The organism is Klebsiella sp. 141240, assembly GCF_050600805.1.
Taxonomy (GTDB): Bacteria; Pseudomonadota; Gammaproteobacteria; order Enterobacterales; family Enterobacteriaceae; genus Klebsiella; species Klebsiella aerogenes.
In genome coordinates this window covers 29,923-47,644 of record NZ_JAQIRK010000021.1, presented here as the reverse complement: position 1 = coordinate 47,644, position 17,722 = coordinate 29,923, and the positions used below count along the sequence as shown (strand labels likewise).

Annotated in this window: 27 protein-coding genes and 1 pseudogene; 24 read left to right on the top strand and 4 right to left on the bottom strand. The window is 46.6% G+C overall.

Features of this window, described 5'->3' with window-relative positions; all coding sequences use genetic code 11:
* The first annotated feature begins 55 nt into the window (after nt 1-55).
* From PGQ95_RS23380 to PGQ95_RS23310, 15 genes and pseudogenes are all read left to right on the top strand, one after another.
* Entirely contained in the window at nt 56-589 is a 534-nt protein-coding gene (locus tag PGQ95_RS23380) for an HNH endonuclease (RefSeq protein WP_000241454.1), read from the top strand.
* 111 nt (nt 590-700) lie between these two features.
* A complete protein-coding gene (locus PGQ95_RS23375) occupies nt 701-1,312 on the top strand; it encodes a DUF6012 family protein (RefSeq protein WP_077248242.1) in 612 nt (203 codons plus the stop codon).
* Nucleotides 1,313-1,539: 227 nt separating this feature from the next.
* Complete coding sequence (locus tag PGQ95_RS23370; protein ID WP_000276410.1) at nt 1,540-1,767, top strand: hypothetical protein; 228 nt, start codon at nt 1,540-1,542, stop codon at nt 1,765-1,767.
* A gap of 179 nt (nt 1,768-1,946) precedes the next feature.
* Nucleotides 1,947-2,267, top strand: coding sequence for a hypothetical protein (locus tag PGQ95_RS23365; RefSeq protein ID WP_001133831.1), 321 nt, complete (start codon nt 1,947-1,949; stop codon nt 2,265-2,267).
* Between the two features lie 515 nt (nt 2,268-2,782).
* Entirely contained in the window at nt 2,783-3,094 is a 312-nt protein-coding gene (locus PGQ95_RS23360) for a DUF957 domain-containing protein (RefSeq protein ID WP_001165367.1), read from the top strand.
* A gap of 4 nt (nt 3,095-3,098) precedes the next feature.
* The gene (locus PGQ95_RS23355) at nt 3,099-3,590 is read left to right on the top strand and encodes a DUF3085 domain-containing protein (RefSeq protein WP_001424592.1); all 492 of its coding nucleotides are present in this window, start codon (nt 3,099-3,101) and stop codon (nt 3,588-3,590) included.
* 552 nt (nt 3,591-4,142) lie between these two features.
* The gene (locus tag PGQ95_RS23350) at nt 4,143-4,346 is read left to right on the top strand and encodes a hypothetical protein (RefSeq protein ID WP_000781545.1); all 204 of its coding nucleotides are present in this window, start codon (nt 4,143-4,145) and stop codon (nt 4,344-4,346) included.
* Nucleotides 4,347-4,400: 54 nt separating this feature from the next.
* Nucleotides 4,401-4,625, top strand: a complete 225-nt coding sequence (locus tag PGQ95_RS23345; RefSeq protein WP_000551490.1) for a hypothetical protein — start codon at nt 4,401-4,403, stop codon at nt 4,623-4,625.
* A 39-nt stretch (nt 4,626-4,664) separates the two neighbouring features.
* Nucleotides 4,665-4,865, top strand: coding sequence for a hypothetical protein (locus PGQ95_RS23340; protein WP_000814954.1), 201 nt, complete (start codon nt 4,665-4,667; stop codon nt 4,863-4,865).
* Between the two features lie 222 nt (nt 4,866-5,087).
* The gene (locus PGQ95_RS23335) at nt 5,088-5,399 is read left to right on the top strand and encodes a hypothetical protein (protein WP_001424621.1); all 312 of its coding nucleotides are present in this window, start codon (nt 5,088-5,090) and stop codon (nt 5,397-5,399) included.
* A gap of 374 nt (nt 5,400-5,773) precedes the next feature.
* Nucleotides 5,774-6,055: a hypothetical protein gene (locus PGQ95_RS23330; protein ID WP_000703843.1), complete on the top strand. Its 282-nt coding sequence runs from the start codon at nt 5,774-5,776 to the stop codon at nt 6,053-6,055.
* Between the two features lie 215 nt (nt 6,056-6,270).
* The gene (locus PGQ95_RS23325) at nt 6,271-6,876 is read left to right on the top strand and encodes a hypothetical protein (protein ID WP_000137793.1); all 606 of its coding nucleotides are present in this window, start codon (nt 6,271-6,273) and stop codon (nt 6,874-6,876) included.
* 332 nt (nt 6,877-7,208) lie between these two features.
* A protein-coding gene (locus PGQ95_RS23320) for an IS3-like element IS150 family transposase (RefSeq protein WP_087522250.1) occupies nt 7,209-8,578 on the top strand; the annotation gives its coding sequence in 2 pieces (ribosomal slippage) (nt 7,209-7,689 and nt 7,689-8,578; 1,371 coding nt in all).
* Nucleotides 8,579-8,657: 79 nt separating this feature from the next.
* Nucleotides 8,658-8,768, top strand: a pseudogene (locus tag PGQ95_RS23315) (DUF5431 family protein); the annotation flags it as partial.
* Nucleotides 8,716-8,835, top strand: coding sequence for a type I toxin-antitoxin system Hok family toxin (locus PGQ95_RS23310; RefSeq protein WP_223165953.1), 120 nt, complete (start codon nt 8,716-8,718; stop codon nt 8,833-8,835). The pseudogene PGQ95_RS23315 and the gene PGQ95_RS23310, both read left to right, overlap by 53 nt.
* Nucleotides 8,836-9,253: 418 nt before the next feature.
* On the opposite strand, the gene PGQ95_RS23305 is transcribed toward PGQ95_RS23310, so the two are convergent.
* The 4 genes from PGQ95_RS23305 to PGQ95_RS23290 form a co-directional block, all read right to left on the bottom strand.
* Nucleotides 9,254-9,457: a hypothetical protein gene (locus tag PGQ95_RS23305; RefSeq protein WP_001015182.1), complete on the bottom strand. Its 204-nt coding sequence runs from the start codon at nt 9,455-9,457 to the stop codon at nt 9,254-9,256.
* 45 nt (nt 9,458-9,502) lie between these two features.
* On the bottom strand, nt 9,503-9,853 hold the full coding sequence (locus tag PGQ95_RS23300; RefSeq protein ID WP_000743060.1) for a hypothetical protein: 351 nt from the start codon (nt 9,851-9,853) through the stop codon (nt 9,503-9,505).
* Nucleotides 9,854-9,912: 59 nt separating this feature from the next.
* The gene (locus PGQ95_RS23295; protein ID WP_001424602.1) at nt 9,913-10,515 is read right to left on the bottom strand and encodes a hypothetical protein; all 603 of its coding nucleotides are present in this window, start codon (nt 10,513-10,515) and stop codon (nt 9,913-9,915) included.
* Between the two features lie 96 nt (nt 10,516-10,611).
* On the bottom strand, nt 10,612-11,556 hold the full coding sequence (locus tag PGQ95_RS23290) for a DUF5417 domain-containing protein (protein ID WP_000778030.1): 945 nt from the start codon (nt 11,554-11,556) through the stop codon (nt 10,612-10,614).
* A 509-nt stretch (nt 11,557-12,065) separates the two neighbouring features.
* On the opposite strand from PGQ95_RS23290, the gene PGQ95_RS23285 reads away from it, so the two are divergent.
* The 9 genes from PGQ95_RS23285 (at nt 12,066) to PGQ95_RS23245 (ending at nt 17,423) form a co-directional block, all read left to right on the top strand.
* Nucleotides 12,066-12,242, top strand: coding sequence for a hypothetical protein (locus PGQ95_RS23285; RefSeq protein ID WP_001371930.1), 177 nt, complete (start codon nt 12,066-12,068; stop codon nt 12,240-12,242).
* A gap of 415 nt (nt 12,243-12,657) precedes the next feature.
* Nucleotides 12,658-13,842, top strand: coding sequence for a hypothetical protein (locus PGQ95_RS23280; RefSeq protein WP_001272970.1), 1,185 nt, complete (start codon nt 12,658-12,660; stop codon nt 13,840-13,842).
* Between the two features lie 65 nt (nt 13,843-13,907).
* Entirely contained in the window at nt 13,908-14,189 is a 282-nt protein-coding gene (locus tag PGQ95_RS23275) for a hypothetical protein (protein ID WP_000710431.1), read from the top strand.
* Nucleotides 14,190-14,373: 184 nt separating this feature from the next.
* Nucleotides 14,374-14,652 carry a hypothetical protein gene (locus PGQ95_RS23270; RefSeq protein ID WP_000953953.1) on the top strand — a complete coding sequence of 93 codons (279 nt, stop codon included), beginning with the start codon at nt 14,374-14,376 and terminating at the stop codon, nt 14,650-14,652.
* Nucleotides 14,653-14,772: 120 nt separating this feature from the next.
* Nucleotides 14,773-15,069: a hypothetical protein gene (locus PGQ95_RS23265; RefSeq protein ID WP_000744346.1), complete on the top strand. Its 297-nt coding sequence runs from the start codon at nt 14,773-14,775 to the stop codon at nt 15,067-15,069.
* A 44-nt stretch (nt 15,070-15,113) separates the two neighbouring features.
* Nucleotides 15,114-15,551 (top strand): hypothetical protein, encoded by a 438-nt coding sequence (locus PGQ95_RS23260; RefSeq protein WP_000286107.1) that lies wholly within the window; start codon nt 15,114-15,116, stop codon nt 15,549-15,551.
* A 67-nt stretch (nt 15,552-15,618) separates the two neighbouring features.
* Nucleotides 15,619-16,155, top strand: a complete 537-nt coding sequence (locus tag PGQ95_RS23255) for a hypothetical protein (RefSeq protein ID WP_000800252.1) — start codon at nt 15,619-15,621, stop codon at nt 16,153-16,155.
* Between the two features lie 164 nt (nt 16,156-16,319).
* Complete coding sequence (locus PGQ95_RS23250; RefSeq protein WP_000537761.1) at nt 16,320-16,688, top strand: hypothetical protein; 369 nt, start codon at nt 16,320-16,322, stop codon at nt 16,686-16,688.
* Between the two features lie 432 nt (nt 16,689-17,120).
* Nucleotides 17,121-17,423 carry a hypothetical protein gene (locus PGQ95_RS23245; RefSeq protein WP_000442694.1) on the top strand — a complete coding sequence of 101 codons (303 nt, stop codon included), beginning with the start codon at nt 17,121-17,123 and terminating at the stop codon, nt 17,421-17,423.
* Nucleotides 17,424-17,722: the final 299 nt, after the last annotated feature.

Sequence of the window (17,722 nt, the reverse complement as noted above, 5' to 3'; positions counted from 1 at the left end):
GCGGTTACTTAAGCCAGCTCCTGTGCCCGTGAGATTAGTAAAGGCGGAAAATGATATGGTCAAGGTGATAAATATCAACGGGAATTTAGTTGAGTTACCTGAGCCCTCAGCAAAGTTATCCAAAGCGGAATCACCTGATGGTAGGTTCTCAAAACCTAAAAATAAGATCTCTAAAATACAGCGAGCTGAGCTGCGAATGAAATTTGGGGGGCGTTGTGCCTATTGTGGTTGCAAGCTTCCTGAAAAAGGGTGGCATGCCGATCATGTTGAGCCTGTTCGACGCGACTTTGAACTGGTGAGAGCCCCGGTCGGCAGCGGCGTAACTCATGTTGCCCGAAGTACGGGTAAGGTTATGCACCCTGAACTGCATGCAATAGAAAACTTATTTCCATCATGCGCTCCCTGCAACCTTTTTAAAGGAGCTTTTAGTGTTGAAGGAATGAGAAATGAAATTACCAAACAGGTTGAACGGGCTCGCGCATATAGCGTGAATTTCCGTACCGCAGAACGTTTTGGTTTGCTTCATATTGTAGTAAAACCGGTCGTCTTCTGGTTTGAGCAGTATAACGAACAGAAACAAAACGAATAATTTCTCAGAGACATAAAACAAGTCAATCAACAGTGGTTAACCAATTAAAAAAGTCTATTAACTATTTTGATGCTGCTGAGGATCTGCCAGTTATATCCATAAAAGGAGAAAATGATGTATCTGCATCTTGTGCCACGTATTCTTCACCATATGAAAAACAAGTGTACTCTCATGTCCGTGTCTGTCCCTGAATTGTCACTTGAGCTTAAAGCTGATTCGCTGGTGGCAATGAAACCCTATCCCAACAAGACCTACCACGTTGGCATGCTGAAGGGGCGACGAGCATTAAATGGCTTTCTGGTAAAGAGCCCACGAACTTTAGCTGAGTTCACAATGATAACGCTCTGGGAAATAGACGGCTTTGGGGAAATTAGTCATACCGTAAAAACGCTCGTTCAGGACAACGACTATGACCTGGTCTCCCACGATGTCCTTTTGGCACATGCATACCATCAGACGGAGGAGGGATTGGGGTACCGTGTTCATCCATCCTATGACAGTTTAGCCCCTGTCGATTTTGAGCCAACAATGCAATCCCGGTACATAAAGGAATCCGACCTTTCTCACGACGTATGGGAAACCTATTCATGGGGGGAATTTCTGCGTTCGCGTGAAGAGACATTTCTGGCGATGACCATTTCTTCTTCTCGTTTAAACCACCCTGCATTTATCAGAGGAAACCGGCTTCCTCAAACTGACCAGGCCATCATTATTAGTTCCTAACTCTGCCTGGAATAAAAGTCAGACGACGGGTCAGATTTCTAGCATCTAATTAAATGAATGCCCGGTAAGCCGGGCTTTGTCTATTCAGCAATCAGCTTCTAAAATATAGTTGCTAACCGAAATTCACTCCTCCAGCTTGTTAGCTAAAGTGCTTACTTATGTATAATAATTTACGTCTGGTTATAAATTTTTTTGAATCATTTAACGCAACGTCTTAAGGATACATAATGTATAAGTTCACTCCCGTCCAAATTATTGCTGATTATATACTGAGGTTTCTTAAAAATAATGCGGATGCCAAGCTTTACGAGGCAATGCAGCGGCTTGAAACAAAAATCGGTCAGTTTATCGCTGATGGGGTTGATGAACATCAACTACGCTCTTCATTAAGCAAAGCCAGTCGATCTCGTTCCAGGGCGACTCTTATACAGGAGTGTGAGAAACTTATTTCGTAAAAAGAGCATCATCCGGGAAAGTTACTTTAACGATAAATGGCTCCCTTCTTATCGGTTTAAGTTGACGGCCATCCCTACTAAAGCCATCATAAAGCTTGATTAGCATTCGAGTGTAGCACAACTGATTTTCATAGAGTCTTTATCCATTCTCCAGTTCTCTAACTGTATAGGTTCTATTCATGCCCAATAGCTTCGATAAGCCGCAGACGCGCCCAGCACATAACTCTGATGCCGAACCCTTTTTTCCCAAAAACCTTGGTTCGTTTATAGAGCAGGTGTCCGGAAGAGATCTGGCAATGCTCACAGAATCCGAAAAAGAACAGCTTGCGCACCTAATCAAAATTGGACGGAGATATGGAGTTTCTGTAGCTATCGTTCCCGATACAGACTCTGCTGAGCTTCATGAATTACTGTCTAATGCCGGTTCCATTGAAAGGCAGTTTTCCATCTATGAACGCATCCAGACGAAGATTGCGTTCACACGGTGTCAGGAAGCATAAACAAAGTGAGAAATACAACTACGTGGTATGACGTTGTACATGTTGAAATCATTACAGGCGAGCGAGACGGCAGGATATGGGTGCTGAAGCTCTCCTGTGGCCATACAGTATTTCGTCGAATACCTCCTCTTCGTCTTCATAGCCTCACCGCTTTTTCTCTGCGGGAGCCCCCAGAAAAATGTCGGTGCTCCCTTTGTAATTCGAATCCAAAATAAAACCTTTTTAAGGCCCCAAACTGAATATCACTGGATAAATCAACCTCTACAGCGTTCAATCATAAACGCTAAATTTATATTTCATTCATTCTATTTTAAAAGCGATATAAAAGACGGAATCCGATTTAGTCTGTTTGATGCTTAAATCATCTTTAGTGCCCTTTATCTTTTACACAGCGACTTTAACATTAACCTGAGCAGAAAAGTTGTTTTCAAACAAAGTGCGAAAACTTTCTGCTCAGGTTATTAGCCGGGTAAGCCACTTTGTTATATTTGTTTCACATTAACAGAGGAGGCGATATGCAAATTGAAAAGGTGATGTCATTACTTGAAGTGCTTTCAAGCTGGCTTGAAGATAACATCAATATGGATTCTGAAATTATCTTTGATAATGACGAAGATAATACCAACTCAGAAATTCTGTATCCTGCTGTAGAAAAGGCTAATGCCGTTTTGCGCAAAATGGCATCTTTATCTTCAGATTCTGTTCATGCAATTCGACAGCGCTTGCAGCTTGCCGTAGAAGGCAAAGCTGAATTGTCCCTCAAGGATGTGGGAGAGCTTCTGCTGGCAACAAAGTATCTGATGTTGTCCACTGAAGAGGGAGAGTAAGCCTGTGACCACTCTCGTATTTGAAATGGCGGATATTAATAAACTGATCGAAGAAATTCGCACCGCAAAAACGTTTTCGGTCACCGCAGATCAGATCTATGACCCGGCATGCTATCCGGGGGGAGCCCTCCTTAACGCTGAGGGACAGACTGAAGAAGAGGCGCGTAAAGCTGGTAGGGTTTTCTTTCCCTCATCCTCAAAAATTGCCAGCACACATCTGGTGCCAAAAGTGCTTCTCGCGCACAGTCATGGTGTATACCTGATCACTAATGCTGAGCTTGAGGGCTCTCCCGCATCCCGCGATACTGTGGCTTACGCCCAGGGGATGAATCCAAAACTGGATGAGGACTGGGATTACGCTTGTGATGCCGCTTTGGGTGGGTCTGATTGTAGCTATACCATTCCCGTTGAGTGGCTGGAGTTAGCGGTAGAGCAGGGTTTTCAGGAGTTTCGACTTCGAATGAGTGAAACCAAGATCAAACTTGTCACTAAATAGTATGTCCTTGCTGTTGCCAGTCAAACATTGTCCGCCAGTCGAGCTGCTGGCGGATTGTTTTATATAAGGAGGGGAAGGTATGTCAGGTTTAAGCAGTTCCGCCCAGAAGCTTACAATGGCACAGATTTACGTGTTACGACGGATGGCATCCGGCACGGTCTATGATATCTCTGGCAATTTCAGACGGGCCAGAGAACGGCGTACGTTTATGGGGAATCCTGATGATGTGACGTGCAGGAGCTCTCCGGTCCTGTTCCGGCTCGGCCTCGTGGAGTTATGCCAGCCAGCAAGCCATCTGGAGCCAGGTTTATACTATCGGCTCAAGTTGAGCTCCTCAGGGCATGAGGCTCTCAAGGCGAACGCACACCTCTAACATTTGAGATAGTTCGTTCGCAGCCAGGAAAGTAACTTTCACCTCAAGTGTGACCCTTACTACCTCATTTATGAGTAAACCCCCCCTCTGATATGTCGAAAATGCTCATTTATACGAAAATAGTTTCTCTTCAGGTGTGATGTAATTACTGAGAATTCTCCCTGAATGGAAGGCAACCGATGAAAATGTTTTTTACCCCTTATGTTCGTATCGTTTTCTATTTTTGCGCATTGATTTTTATTGTTTACAGTTTCAGTGATTTTTTCCAGGGCGTCCCTGACAGCACCTTCTTCAGTGCGGTCATCATGCTACTTGTTATCGGAACCATTGTTGCCCGGCATCTGGATCGCAAAAAATCTCTCAAAAATACTTCACAGATTTAAGTTTCAACTCAGGCCACTCTCGGGTGGCTTTTATAATTTAATAAGGACCGGTTCATGCATAACCACGAAATTCAGACCATTGCTATATTTAGTGCCCAGTATAAAAACATCGAAGATGCTGAAAATGCAGGTGCTTTATATTCTGTAGATATTGAATATCCGATGACACTAAATGATTTATCGCGGCTTTGCGACTCTATTGCCGAAGCAGTAGGTGTGCCTGGCGGCGTCAAATACCAGTTCGTGTCCCAGCCGGAAGCGCATGAAACCAGCTTCTGATAACCAGTAACCAAACTGCCTAAAAGCAGGTGCAAAGCCATGAAACAAACAAAGTCTTCTATGTCACGTATTGTGCAGCTGTACGACGGGAGCCGATACGGAAACTGCGAGCAGGCTGATAACGAAGGAGAGCTTTTTACGGTGGTGTTGAATAAGCCTTCGCAGATCGATGACATCCGTAAAATCGTAGACACAACCGCCGAAGTACTTGGCAAAGCTTTGCCAGTACTCCTCTTATAAAGCTTACATCCGTGAAGGATAATTACGGTCTTACTACTTTCAGTTTTTCATTCCAGTGCCGTCCATTTTAATTTATCGATTTTAAGCGGTCGGCGCTATTTCATCGTTTCTTTTCCGACTGTAATTCCTTATATATAGGAATATTTCAAAGAATTTTTCTCAGGTTATTTGTGGCGGGATGCCAGTTGTTATAATGATTCCACATAATCTGGAGAGTTAATCATGATCACATCTCTAATGAATTTCCGCGATTTAACCGGAGAGGCAGTCATCCAGGCGCGGCAATGCGTTATTAATGCGGAGATCGAAGCGGCCCGGGAAAAGGTAATTCATGCTCGTTCGTTATTCGAAGCGGGTATACATAATGTTGTAAACGGTAGTTCTGGCATTAAGGCTGCGGCAGCACATTTTCTGGTGATAAAACGTTTACAGACTGACACTCGGTATCTGGATGCGGTTATCACTGATAACCTTTGCATGTTTTCTCCTGAGGGTTATCTGTATCTGTTTATGCAACAGCGTTATATGCGATAAAACAATGTGTTAGGGAAGTATCTTGCCATTAAAAATATTAAAAAGGTGACTTGATGAAACCATTTGGACTTGCCGGAAAACCCCGGCCCGAACCTTGCGGCTGCTGCTGGTATACCCGTGAGGACTGCCCTTACGTCAGCGCAAAATAGATCTATCGCCGCAGGCAGCGCAAGGCAGAACGCCAGCGTCAGCGCAGCACCATTGTGATGGCCGTTTCTGAATTTCGCTGACTTCTTCTGGAAATATCATTTTTTCTCCAGAAGAATTTTAAAATAAAGGGAAATCTCTTCACGGGTATCTGATGTTTATTGTTTATGGTAAATTGCGCCACATTAATTTTTGTGGCGCAGTTCGTGTTGGCTTAAGGATATAATATGAAAATCAGCCAGCTGGAATCCGGGATGCAGGTTTGGTCTGTAACCCGTACCAAAATGGGAAATACCACCATTACAACGGTCATTGTCCACCCCGTTGTCATTATAGAAATTCATGATAATCATGTGATTGCTCGCTGGAACGGCAATGCACCACGTCGTTTTGGAGAAACGGCTATCAGGGGCTGGAAGAAGGAGAAGCCCCTGCTTGTCCGTGAACCTTTCGGAAATGCTCGCCTGGCCACCCGGGCTGAAAAAGCCGCTATGCAGGAAAAAGAGTAATACCCCTTTTAGCATCCACAATTTCAACGTCCATCTGCCTTTAACCTTGCCTGTTAATAACGGAATCCTTTCTGACTGGCCGGATCCCACGCATAACCTGAACTGTTGGCTAACCGTCTTACAGCCAAATTCCCTCCTTTATCTGGCAGGAGTGCGTCCGTGAGCTCTGTATGATCTACGTGTTTGTTCAGTAGAGCACATAACAGGAGTGGGGTATGACTGAATTAAATAAAAGCCCGTCCGGTTTTTCCGGAGCTGATGTCAGTAAAGAACAGGCTGCCATAAGGGCACTTGTAGAAAGAGTAGTGACCAACTATCGCAGCCGGACAGCACCTGATCGGGTTCAAAAGGCTTCGGTAGCGTTTAATGGGGGATTAATCCTGACCCTGATGCTGGCCTTGTCGCTATTGGGCTACCTTGTGGCGGAATTGTTCAGGGGGTATGTTGCGGATAGTTCACCCTATGTGCCTGGTCTAAGTTATTCGCAATTTTCGATGCTGATGATCGTTGAGCTGTGTCTATGCTTTCTCGCATGGTTTTTGGTTGTCACAGGGGACTATCCCCGGCCGTGGATATTTCAGGTAGTCCCGATGGAGCAGTACTGGTTCTTTGACGAAGTGGATGACGACGATCTTGCCCGGCTTTCCTGTAACCCTTACATCAAGCGCTGGCTACTTGATGAAATGTCCGGTATTCATCGACTGACCTACACGAGGCTGCATGATCGACTGGAGCGCATCTGTAATATTCCATCCCATCTCGAATACAGCCGTATTCAGGCACATAAGCTTTCCCTAATCAACGGAACCAGTGCCTCCTGATCCTACCATTGCATCCGGAAATTAAACGGGCAGGAACTGCACTGTATGTTCCGACCAAGCAGCTGCCCGTTACCCTTTTCTTTAGTGTAAAAAGACTGTCTCCGACAACCGGAAGTGACTCATGTCAAATAAGTTATAAATCAATGATTTATGCAGGCAGGGTGTTTGGCTGATCAGGGCAGAGTGATATAATGACGCTGGTGCTGGAGGCTTTTGCCCCAGCCAGCGGTAACACTGTTTGACTGTGGTAAAAGCAGAAAGCCCCGAGTAATTTTTCAATTAACCTGTACTGCACCCATTTTGTTGGACGATGAAATGGAATAGCCCCTGATATGTCAAAGCCAAAATACCCTTTTGAAAAGCGCCTTGAAGTCGTGAATCACTACTTCACTACTGATGATGGTTACAGGATCATCTCGGCACGTTTTGGTGTCCCCCGAACCCAGGTCAGGACATGGGTTGCCCTCTATGAAAAACATGGAGAAAAAGGTTTAATTCCCAAACCTAAAGGTGTTAGTGCTGATCCTGAGTTGCGTATTAAGGTCGTGAAAGCGGTGATCGAGCAGCACATGTCCCTTAATCAGGCTGCTGCTCACTTTATGCTTGCTGGTAGTGGTTCTGTAGCCAGGTGGCTGAAGGTTTATGAAGAGCGCGGAGAAGCTGGTTTACGCGCGCTCAAGATTGGCACCAAAAGAAACATTGCAATATCAGTTGATCCAGAAAAAGCGGCATCAGCATTGGAGCTGTCAAAAGACCGACGCATTGAGGATCTTGAAAGGCAAGTTCGATTTCTTGAAACGCGGCTTGTGTATCTAAAAAAGCTGAAAGCCTTAGCTCATCCCACGAAAAAGTGAAAGTACTCAACGAGCTAAGGCAGTTTTATCCTCTTGATGAGCTTCTCAGGGCTGCGGAGATACCGCGCAGTACGTTTTATTACCATCTAAAGGCTCTCAGCAAGCCTGACAAGTATGCGGACGTTAAAAAGCGTATTGGTGAGATTTATCATGAGAATAGAGGCCGATACGGATACCGTAGGGTAACGCTGTCTCTTCATCGAGAAGGGAAACAGATTAACCATAAAGCTGTTCAGCGCCTGATGGGAATCCTCTCACTGAAGGCAGCGATTAAGGTCAAGCGATACCGCTCTTACAGAGGAGAGGTAGGGCAAACCGCCCCCAATGTTCTCCAAAGAGATTTCAAGGCTACGCGGCCAAACGAGAAGTGGGTTACCGATGTTACTGAATTTGCAGTCAATGGGCGCAAGCTGTATTTGTCTCCAGTAATAGATCTCTTCAACAACGAAGTTATTTCTTACAGCCTTTCGGAAAGACCAGTGATGAACATGGTCGAGAATATGCTCGATCAGGCATTCAAAAAGCTTAATCCTCACGAGCATCCTGTTCTGCACTCTGACCAGGGATGGCAGTATCGTATGAGAAGATATCAAAATATCCTTAAAGAACATGGTATTAAACAAAGCATGTCCAGAAAAGGCAATTGTCTGGATAATGCTGTGGTGGAGTGTTTCTTTGGAACCTTAAAGTCGGAGTGTTTTTATCTTGATGAGTTCAGTAATATAAGCGAGCTGAAGGATGCTGTTACGGAATATATTGAATACTACAACAGCAGAAGAATTAGCCTGAAATTAAAAGGTCTGACTCCAATTGAATATCGGAATCAGACCTATATGCCTCGTGTTTAACTGTCCAACTTTCTGGGGTCAGTACAACCCGAGGCCCCTGTATGCTAGTCACACACAGCGTAGCCTCTTGCCTGCTTAAATGCAAGGAGAAGAAGGCCATGAAAATGCCGAACCAACCCATTGTTTTGTGCATATTAATAGTTTGTTTAACGCTGTTGATATTCACCTGGCTCACACGAAACTCGCTTTGCGAGTTGCGGATGAAAGACGGAACAAGGGAGGTATTTGCTATCCTGGCCTACGAATCCGGTAAGTAGCTGACAAAGAGGGGGGCAACCCCCCTCTTTTCAGGGTGTGGATTAGTATGCCATCGGCACCTTTTGAAAGGGTTCCTCTAAAGCGGAGGAACCCTTTTTTCTTTTAGTGAAAAGATTGTGGTTAGTAACGTTATGCAGGGTAAGCGTTCATATCAGCGGGCCACCAGCCATCTTTCATTCCCATCATGAAATTGCGGTTCATTGTGCCCACAAACACTCAGCTGGGCACCGTTCCGCTTCATGCAGGTCCGGTGCATCTTCATTTTCAGACGCTAAGCTGATCGGGGTGCATCGTGGAGCAGTGATGCCAGAGGGAGAAATTGCAACCGTGAAATCAAAACTTATCATTCGGCTACCGGGCAGTGGTACTCACCTGGCAGAGCATGTATTTATATCCGGGCCTGGCTGATGCAGCCCTTCATACCTTCTGCTTCTCAAGGACACGGCGGAGTTTTTTTACCTGGGACGCAGTGGAAAGTGTGCCGGTTCTGGGATGGCATGCGCTTGCCTTTTCATCAGGTTTAAGCTCATAGGCTAATGCCAGATCGTTCAGAGCCGCCTCAGCTTTCAGCAGGGCCTCAATGGCCGTGTTCAGGTATACAGTTCGGCTCTCATGGTTCATCAGTATTGTCCTCACAAGGGTAAAATGACAGGCGATACCTGCCGTTTACCCTTTGTCTCCGTTAAGAATGGCATTACGGCAGGCTTCCCAGATAACCTGGGCATTAGCATCACACTCCACGAACCCGCCGCACTGATCGTATATCACCTGGTATACCTCTGGGGGAATCTTCCCAGGCGCAACCGGAGTTGAGCGTTTGCCTTTATGAATCTCATCTGCGGTATCACAGACAGCGTCGAGATGCCGCGACATCCACTCAGATAATTTCAGACCCTCTCGATTTGCCTGTTTTACATAGCGAACCTTTCTGGAAACCGTAGATCGCATCTGAATCTGTGTCACAGCTGGCACATCTTCTTTCATGGCATTCTGTAATGCAGCTTTGGGCTTTTTCATGTTCATGGTTGCTTTAAATTATTCTGGAGTTCGTCTGTTATAAATGCTGCCGTGATCTGTCAGCGTCGCTTAAATAGTTTATCGCCTTCCGCCAGTTCGCCGTTGAGCTGTTCAATCACACTCCAGATGAGCCGATCATCCGGCGTTGAGCCTGCACACTCTTTCACGACCGCCACGGGTCTAAATTCTTCAGGGTCTGCCTGCCCGGAGGTGAAGAGCCTGCTCTCAACCCAGTGGGCCCCCTCTGTGCAGCAGTGGCAACTGGTTTCAGGTGGTTCATCCAGACCGTCCACTCCACAGGCTGAGCAGGTGAACAGTTTGCGAGACCCACCAGCCAGTGGCGTATCGCAAGCTGCTGGAAGTGCGCCAGCATTGCGCCAGTAAAGCACATGATTTGAATCGTAGCAGTGTCCATGAAGCAGAAGCGAAACGCCGCAACTGCGAGTTTCAATGGCTTTGCCTGTGCCAAGGTATTGCCCGATTTCGTCCCATACGTCCACTAAGGTGTCAGGCAGCGGACGCGTAACAGGGAACTTAGCGCAGTCGTCCGGGGTGCCTTTAATGCAGCAGAGGGCCGAATACGCAAGCTCCTGCATTTCGTAGGAGTACTGACCACATACCACGCGTTCCAGTTTGTCGATTAGTTGTTCTTTATTCATCATACTTAGCCTTATTAAACAAATTCATTACACCACTGGCACCATCTGGGCAGGAGCAGACTGCGGCCCGGTAGTAGAGCCGCAGGGGGTGTCGCTGGACTAACAGGCGCTCAGTGAGTCCCGCACTTCCTCATGACTGGTCATATTCAGAAGAAGCTTTCCAGGGCAGCGTGGTTCCGCCTGTGAACGGGTGACGTCTTCATTGAGTGCCTGGATATGAGCAGATTCAACGGTCCTACGCTGTACGACATGGTTGCTAAGGTTGAATTCGCACTGGAGCCTTCTGGCATCAGAATCCGCGTTCATTGCAATGCGTTCATCAAAGCGGCGGTTCATTCGCAGAGCCTCTTCGTGAGCTGCATCAACAAGGGTGCGTCTGGTGACATAGTCGTTACCAGCAAAAAACGATAGCTGAGCGTGTTCCGAAGAGTAGTCGGAGCTTCCCTTACAACGGGCAATCGCGGCTTCAGAGTGCAGGATTAATGAACTCAACCGTGAACAGACGTCATTGATGGTGCCTGTTTTCAGACAGTCGTGGATAAGTGTCCAGGCGGAAATGCTCAGCGGGCGGCTGGTGGTCACATAGGGATTGTAATGATCAACCGTTACGATTGTACGCAGTGAATGAAGCGATTCGGACTGCGTACGTAAGTCACGGCGAACAGTAGATGCCACCGAGGCAACATCTTTACATTCTTTGTCGGACATCGAGTCCAGTACGCGGATCTCCACCTCTGCCGCCTTTGAGGCGATATGCGCACTAATCTCCCCCTTAAGACGTTTGTAGTCAGCCTTGAAGCTTCCCACGCTGTCAATATCGATCCAGTAACCACAGCTGTAACCAGCATTACCAAACTCGTCATCTTTCTCATAGTTCGGACAGCCGTCATTGCTCCAGCCAGCTTTTTCCAGCAGCTCGTCAATAGCGACCAGCTCAGCCATTGGTGCATGTTCGATAATGAAATAATGGACACGGCCCCAGGCATATGCGCGTGAACGGCCATCAACAGAAGTATCAGAAGTCGTCTGACGGGAAAGTTTCATGAGGTACTCCAGTTCTGCCCGGTACCGCCGGGGCGGTGGTGCGAAAGCCGCACCATGAATGACACTATGATCCTCCTGACTTCTATTGTCAATACAATTGAAGCGGCGTTTTATTTATTCATTATTTGGACCCGGCTCGTACGGAACGACCGTCGGGACTTGCCGATCTTTCTACGGTGAGCAGGGGAAGGGAACATCCCAACGCTTGTTTCCAGATGTGCAGCCTGGGAGGGCGCAGAATGCCTGACAGAATCATCGTGCAGCGGTGGCGAAAGACCCGACAAACGGGAAAAGCATCCTTTTATTCCAAATCCAACCTCAGCTTTTAATTACGCCAGTACGTTTCCTAAACATGCCAAATCGGTCTCTTATACGCCCGGATGGGCCCGATGAAAACGATAAAATGAGAAAAAGAACCCGACACATCGCTGCTCTCTGGGAAAGCCGGTCAGCAGATGGAGCGCCAGAAACTAAATCCGCTGGTTTTAATAATGATTGAGGAGAACAAGATGAAAGATAACAAGACACGTCCTGTAGACTCGTATGCTCATGCTGATTTCATGGAGTCCGTCTTCAGCAACCTCAGGGCTTTCTGTGATGCGGAATGCCAGCGGCTAACTGCCGGTTATCCCCCAACTGTCAAACCAGAACAGCAAAGCACTGACGGCCAGCTGTCGGCGGCATAAAGCATTACCTGCCAGTTCGTTCAAATTTCTGCTTCCTTAAGCCCGGGCCAAAAGCCCGGCTCAATCCAAAAACTGAACGTACCAGTTTACCTCTATATCTCCTGAATCCCCTGCGACTTACAAGAGACCCGCACCGGTTTAGCCATTCCTGTCCTGCCACTCTCCCATCACTGGCCCAGACAACCGGAAAAGTAACTTTTCTCTCTGAGTCACCTTCTGAACCAGTTATTTTGCTTAAACGTAAAAACGGCCCACTGTTGTGAAGATTTAAAACGGACGGATCGAGTAGTATTGCCTCAGGAAAATTTTTAAAAAAAGTTACTTTTTCTTCTCCGCAACCTATTAGGAAAAATGTCGAACCTGGTATTGTTGTGTTGTAGCGCAGTTAAACAACCAACCAAAAAAGAGAACAAAAATGTCCGCAATCGAAACTGAAGTAAAAAACAACAGCAACGAAATCAGCCTTCGTGGTTACCTGGAACGCACTGGTAACGGTGCCCGTAAAGGCAACGGCCTTATCATTGACCCTTCGGTTGTTGTAGAGCAGGAAGGCTTTAACACCCGCACGGCCGGTATGGGCGAGCTCTACTATTCAATGCCTCACGTTGTGGAACACCTGAACAGCCTGGCCGATGCCTACATGGAAGACCCGTTCAGCGTGACGCCTATCGTTGTTCAGATGGTTAATGGCGTACCTGTACTGCGTCAGGGGGCTTGCCGTATCCGTTCCATCGCTATTGCAAACCGCCAGCTGGAAGCAGAAGGGCGTGAACGCATTACTCGTATTCGCTGCGAAGAGTTTCGCGGTAGCGCTTCAAAAGCAGAACTCTTCACCCTGACCGGCAACTCCAACCTGGCGCTGTCTGTCGTAGCTGAAGCGCTTTCAATTAAGCGTCTGGTTGAAGATAAAGAAGAGCCTAAGACCTTTGCGGAACTGGCAAAAAAACGTGGTAAATCAGAGCAGCATCTTCGCCAGATGGTTCGCGTACTGGACCTGCCTTCTGAACTACAGACCATGCTTGTGAGCGATCAGGTGAGCATGTACGTTGCACTGGACGAGTATATGTACAGCGGTGAGGATGCGGTAGATAACATCAACAAAGCGATCTCCATCTATGGCAAGGCGACGAAAAACACGCTGAAATTCGTCAAAGCTGCCAAGGTAGAAGAGCGCATGGCAGATCCGCAGACTCCGGAAAACATCGGTGCTGAGCAACCGGCAGATGATACTACCGATAACACCCCGGTACCGGATCAACTGAACGATGAAAGCAATACGGAGACGCTGGATACGCCACCGGTACAGGAACCGGCTCCAGCTCCAAAGGACAGCGCTCCTAAACAGAACCCGGCAGGTAAAGCACCTTCCATGTCCAGCGTTCTGAACAAAAAGACTGTGACCGTCATTGCAGACACCGCGATCCCGATTTTTGAACGTATTGCTGAAGAAGCCAAGCTTAAAGAAGGTGAATCTGTCAGTACTGATACTTACACGCTTGTTCTGACCAATGATGAAATGAACGATATCATCAACGCTCATGCTGACCTGAAAGAGTACCTGCGTAAGCATGCTGATAAGATGAACAAGGGACAGTCATGATTTTCTGACCGACCCCTCCATCCGGACGGGTCGGTAACTTTTTCAGGACAAGGGGAAACAGGGCAATGAAGAAGGCTGTTATCAACGTAGACAAAACTAACCCACTGCCAGTCCTGACGGATTCGGTGACCCGGGTAAGTATTCAGTGCACGGCAAAAGATGAAAACGGGGCAGGGATCGAAGTGAATATACTCGACCTGATTCAGGATCATGATACGGCTGAAGTGAAAGTGCAGTTTGGGAGCTCGCCTGTTCAGGCTCTGGCGATGCTCCGCCGGGTTATGACAGCACTGGAAAAGCAGGCAAACGCAGAACTGAATACAAACCACTATTCGCGTATGCAGTGATCTACTCTGGCAATTTCATCCATGCTGCCTCTGATCTGTCAATCGCGGGCGAAACCTCAGGATGAATAACGCTGATGTTAGCAGCTGGTGGAACAAACAGACTTAAATGGAAAATTGCAGTGAGTAAAACAATGCGTAACGTTGTTGCGGGTTACATTCAGCCGCTAAGCGGTTCCCGGACACTATGCTAAGCGTGGTCAGACGAAAGCTCAGCAGTATCGTCGACATGCAGGAGACCGTCAGACAGTCCTCACAAATGCTTGAGTCTGATGCAGCCATATTCCTGAAACGCGCCATAGTTGCGAGGATGCTTCAAAAAATAAAATATCAGGATAGTGAAGTTTTAAAAGACTGCCTTGGCGATTTTTTTATTTATGAACAACGTGAAAAATTGCGCCGACTTGGCGTGATTACTAACTGGGGGATTAATAAAACAGCAGACGGGAAGAATAATAAGTTGTGATAACTCAGTAAATATTAATTTAAAAAGCGTCTTCAGAAATAGAAAAAATGCAAATTATATTGCTACGGGTTATTAGCCGCTGAGGCTGTTTACATATAATACTTCTAAACAGGAGGTATTATGAAAAAACAACTGGCGTACGCTTCAAACTGTTCTGACAGTCTTTATTCGTATATTTATCGCACTCTGCAAAAACGGGCTGGTGATGAGAATGAAAGCCTTTATCAGCAGGCCATTTCCCGCTGCCGTACAGCTAAACAAAAAAAGAAACTGGCCGGGTATTATGCCGGTCCATGGCAGCTGCTTTTCAACGCGTGGTGTAACAATCGCGTCCCTAACACAGCGGTGCTGGCTCTTCTACTCCAGCAGTGCTTATCTCATTTCCAGTGCGAAGAAGTGATCGCAGCCTGGCAGTAACCCTATCAAGCCCCTTCGTATAGCGGAGGGGCAGGAGATATCTCATGTACAGAAACGACAGAAACGTGGATTCCTTCAACCTGGTTAATGCTCTTCAGCCGGTCTTTCGTAACACCGGCTGTGGGATATTTGAATACGATCGTAAAAAGCAGAATGAAACCGCTGATTCAATCTTACGAGCGTTGGCGTTAAATGCCGATTTCGCGAGGGCCTTAAAACAGTACGTCCGGATTAATTCTGTACGACGGGTTGTTCAGTTCGATGACGGCTCGGTTCGCTATGGTATTCATGCCGAATTTGAAGGGCATGATAAAATTAATTCCTTCCGTATTTTTAAAGATGAAGATACAGACGCATTTGACTCCTATTTTTATTTGGTTTGCGATAATAAAGCTGAGCTGGTGGATTTTAAAATGAACTCTCTCGATATTCAATTACAGGCTGTTTTTGAAAAAGTGACAGGTATTTATCTGTCACATTAAATATTCAAATTTTCAATCCTCGGGCTGATAGACAAAAAACGCACTTTAGAATAAAGATGAGATGAATATGAAAAACGTAAATATTTTGACTACCGATATCGCGGCCATTAATGCTCTTTCTGGCGTAGAACTGACGGACTTTCTCACTGCCGGGTATCAGGTAAACTGGTCAGGAGAAAGGGAGGTTTCGCTGGTGGGCTTTCCGTGTTTAGCAAGCAACAAGCAGCCGGTAGAAGTTGGTCCCGGTATTTTCATTAATCGCGTGTACAGCAAAGACAGCCAGTCTCTGTGCGGGAAATTGCGCTATGACCTGTCTAATGGTCTGGCATCCGGCGCATTTTCATTTTTCTCCCATTCAGGCTGGTATGGGGGATTCCGTGTCGTATCCTTCCGTGACAACGGGCCAGCTGCGTTGATCAACATTGGCATTGTCCATGAAAATGTTTTGAATGCGTTTTGTGCTGACTTCCCCCGGGCCAATGTGAGCGTAAACCGTTTTCATTGTGGCATGACGCTTGAGCAGATCCGCATGTTCATTTCAGACACCGCTTACGATATGCCGCTTTATAACAACGAGTCTGACTTTCGCAGGCTCGCCAGTTAGCATGGAGACTGGCTTCAGTGCTTACGCCTAAAAACCAATGAGCGAAGTGGCGGAACCGGTTGGCTTCGCCCAGTTGGCGTGAGCGATTAGTTCTATACGGGAAGAAGTCATAGTATTCTGAAATGATAGTTATCTCATACGAACGATAGTAATGGAGTTTCTTAATGGGCGTTGATATCTGCTGGCGATTTCAAAGGGAAGAAAAGCCTGGTAAATGGATTAATTTATCAAGCAATTATAAAGGGGACCGATCATATCTCCACTTTGCCTGGCTCGGATTTGATGTAGATCGTGAAAGGGCGAGCACATCAGCAGTTTTTATCCACGCATTACGCGGATTACCTGATGATATACCGTCCGAAGATGATGATTTATTCGGTGAACATTCATACTCATGGCTGACTTCGGAAGAAATTTTGTCAGCCATACCACCCGATAACGCCGGAGAGGTGATCCAGGAATTTGTCGAAGAAGTAAAGCGTCTCCACGTGGAGAACGGCAGCGTCCGTTTCGTCTTTGGATTTGAAGGGTAACCCGTAAGAAAGTAGCTATCTTACCCGGCTAGGTCTCCAATCTCTCAGATGCTCAAAGAGGGCCGGGCATGGTGCCCACACATCCCCTACCATTCCGATTTGATATTCGTCTAATACACCCTTTAAAGAAAACAAGCAGACGGCAATGAGACGTCGGATTAGCGTCAGCAAATATGAGACGTCAGTAGTCGATGTTTGTCCTGCGGAACGTGAATCTGTTTACAGGGGGTAAAGCCGTACCATCCATGAGGGCTCAGAGAGCCGGGGTCTCCTCCAGATCACTGGAAGTTATTGACTCTGGCAGGCCTATCCCTATGACTTTTTCCCGGATGGCAAATTAAGATCGAACAGGGCCAAATTAGTACTCTTTTCTAAACGGAAATACTGAATCACCCTGATATAACTGGTCTCTCACAAGACAGGAGATCATCAATGGAACGTGTAATATTTTCAGTAATCTTTTTTATGATGCTGGGCGTACCTTTTTACCTTCTTTATAAAATTGCCCGGGACATTTTTGGGACCGCCGGTGCTGGTGAGCCTGCACAATTGCCTCAGGGCAAGCAAAGACGCTCAGGAGGCGCTGGTTCGGGTTCGATCTGGCAAGGACACCATCTACAGGGGAGCAGCCATTTGAACCCCCTCGGAGGTGATTGTAATGGTGAAAATAGCATAGCTGGTGGTTGTGATGGTGGCGGTGGAGGAGGAGGAGGAGGAGGTGGTGGTGGTGACTGATAGCCTGCAATTTTAACTATCAGGATGAAACCCATGTCCAGCAACCGGAAAAAGAATTCATATCAACCGAAAAGCCCTGCCTTAAAGTGAAGCGTATTAAACGTGAAGGATGCTGAATTAGAGGGTATCGGTTTTATACTGAAGCGTAACTGGAAGAAGGATCTGAAATTAACTATTACGGAAAAGTAACTTTCTGACTCACCACGTACGCCCCTCGGTTATGCCATACAGTTTGATACGAAAACAGATCAGTAAGTAGATTGCTATACGCCGGAGAGAAGTCTATTTTTCATACACCG

Excerpts from the sequence above, each read along its gene's own strand:
- PGQ95_RS23285 (WP_001371930.1), top strand. The coding sequence starts at position 12,066 with ATGAAAGATAACAAGACACGTCCTGTAGACTCGTATGCTCATGCTGAT.
- PGQ95_RS23330 (WP_000703843.1), top strand. The coding sequence starts at position 5,774 with ATGAAAATCAGCCAGCTGGAATCCGGGATGCAGGTTTGGTCTGTAACC.
- PGQ95_RS23275 (WP_000710431.1), top strand. The coding sequence starts at position 13,908 with ATGAAGAAGGCTGTTATCAACGTAGACAAAACTAACCCACTGCCAGTC.
- PGQ95_RS23350 (WP_000781545.1), top strand. The coding sequence starts at position 4,143 with ATGAAAATGTTTTTTACCCCTTATGTTCGTATCGTTTTCTATTTTTGC.
- PGQ95_RS23270 (WP_000953953.1), top strand. The coding sequence starts at position 14,374 with ATGCTAAGCGTGGTCAGACGAAAGCTCAGCAGTATCGTCGACATGCAG.
- PGQ95_RS23295 (WP_001424602.1), bottom strand. The coding sequence starts at position 10,515 with ATGATGAATAAAGAACAACTAATCGACAAACTGGAACGCGTGGTATGT.
- PGQ95_RS23260 (WP_000286107.1), top strand. The coding sequence starts at position 15,114 with ATGTACAGAAACGACAGAAACGTGGATTCCTTCAACCTGGTTAATGCT.
- PGQ95_RS23290 (WP_000778030.1), bottom strand. The coding sequence starts at position 11,556 with ATGAAACTTTCCCGTCAGACGACTTCTGATACTTCTGTTGATGGCCGT.
- PGQ95_RS23255 (WP_000800252.1), top strand. The coding sequence starts at position 15,619 with ATGAAAAACGTAAATATTTTGACTACCGATATCGCGGCCATTAATGCT.
- PGQ95_RS23265 (WP_000744346.1), top strand. The coding sequence starts at position 14,773 with ATGAAAAAACAACTGGCGTACGCTTCAAACTGTTCTGACAGTCTTTAT.
- PGQ95_RS23250 (WP_000537761.1), top strand. The coding sequence starts at position 16,320 with ATGGGCGTTGATATCTGCTGGCGATTTCAAAGGGAAGAAAAGCCTGGT.
- PGQ95_RS23340 (WP_000814954.1), top strand. The coding sequence starts at position 4,665 with ATGAAACAAACAAAGTCTTCTATGTCACGTATTGTGCAGCTGTACGAC.
- PGQ95_RS23305 (WP_001015182.1), bottom strand. The coding sequence starts at position 9,457 with ATGAACCATGAGAGCCGAACTGTATACCTGAACACGGCCATTGAGGCC.
- PGQ95_RS23325 (WP_000137793.1), top strand. The coding sequence starts at position 6,271 with ATGACTGAATTAAATAAAAGCCCGTCCGGTTTTTCCGGAGCTGATGTC.
- PGQ95_RS23345 (WP_000551490.1), top strand. The coding sequence starts at position 4,401 with ATGCATAACCACGAAATTCAGACCATTGCTATATTTAGTGCCCAGTAT.
- PGQ95_RS23375 (WP_077248242.1), top strand. The coding sequence starts at position 701 with ATGATGTATCTGCATCTTGTGCCACGTATTCTTCACCATATGAAAAAC.
- PGQ95_RS23280 (WP_001272970.1), top strand. The coding sequence starts at position 12,658 with ATGTCCGCAATCGAAACTGAAGTAAAAAACAACAGCAACGAAATCAGC.
- PGQ95_RS23380 (WP_000241454.1), top strand. The coding sequence starts at position 56 with ATGGTCAAGGTGATAAATATCAACGGGAATTTAGTTGAGTTACCTGAG.
- PGQ95_RS23300 (WP_000743060.1), bottom strand. The coding sequence starts at position 9,853 with ATGAAAAAGCCCAAAGCTGCATTACAGAATGCCATGAAAGAAGATGTG.
- PGQ95_RS23365 (WP_001133831.1), top strand. The coding sequence starts at position 1,947 with ATGCCCAATAGCTTCGATAAGCCGCAGACGCGCCCAGCACATAACTCT.
- PGQ95_RS23360 (WP_001165367.1), top strand. The coding sequence starts at position 2,783 with ATGCAAATTGAAAAGGTGATGTCATTACTTGAAGTGCTTTCAAGCTGG.
- PGQ95_RS23335 (WP_001424621.1), top strand. The coding sequence starts at position 5,088 with ATGATCACATCTCTAATGAATTTCCGCGATTTAACCGGAGAGGCAGTC.
- PGQ95_RS23245 (WP_000442694.1), top strand. The coding sequence starts at position 17,121 with ATGGAACGTGTAATATTTTCAGTAATCTTTTTTATGATGCTGGGCGTA.
- PGQ95_RS23370 (WP_000276410.1), top strand. The coding sequence starts at position 1,540 with ATGTATAAGTTCACTCCCGTCCAAATTATTGCTGATTATATACTGAGG.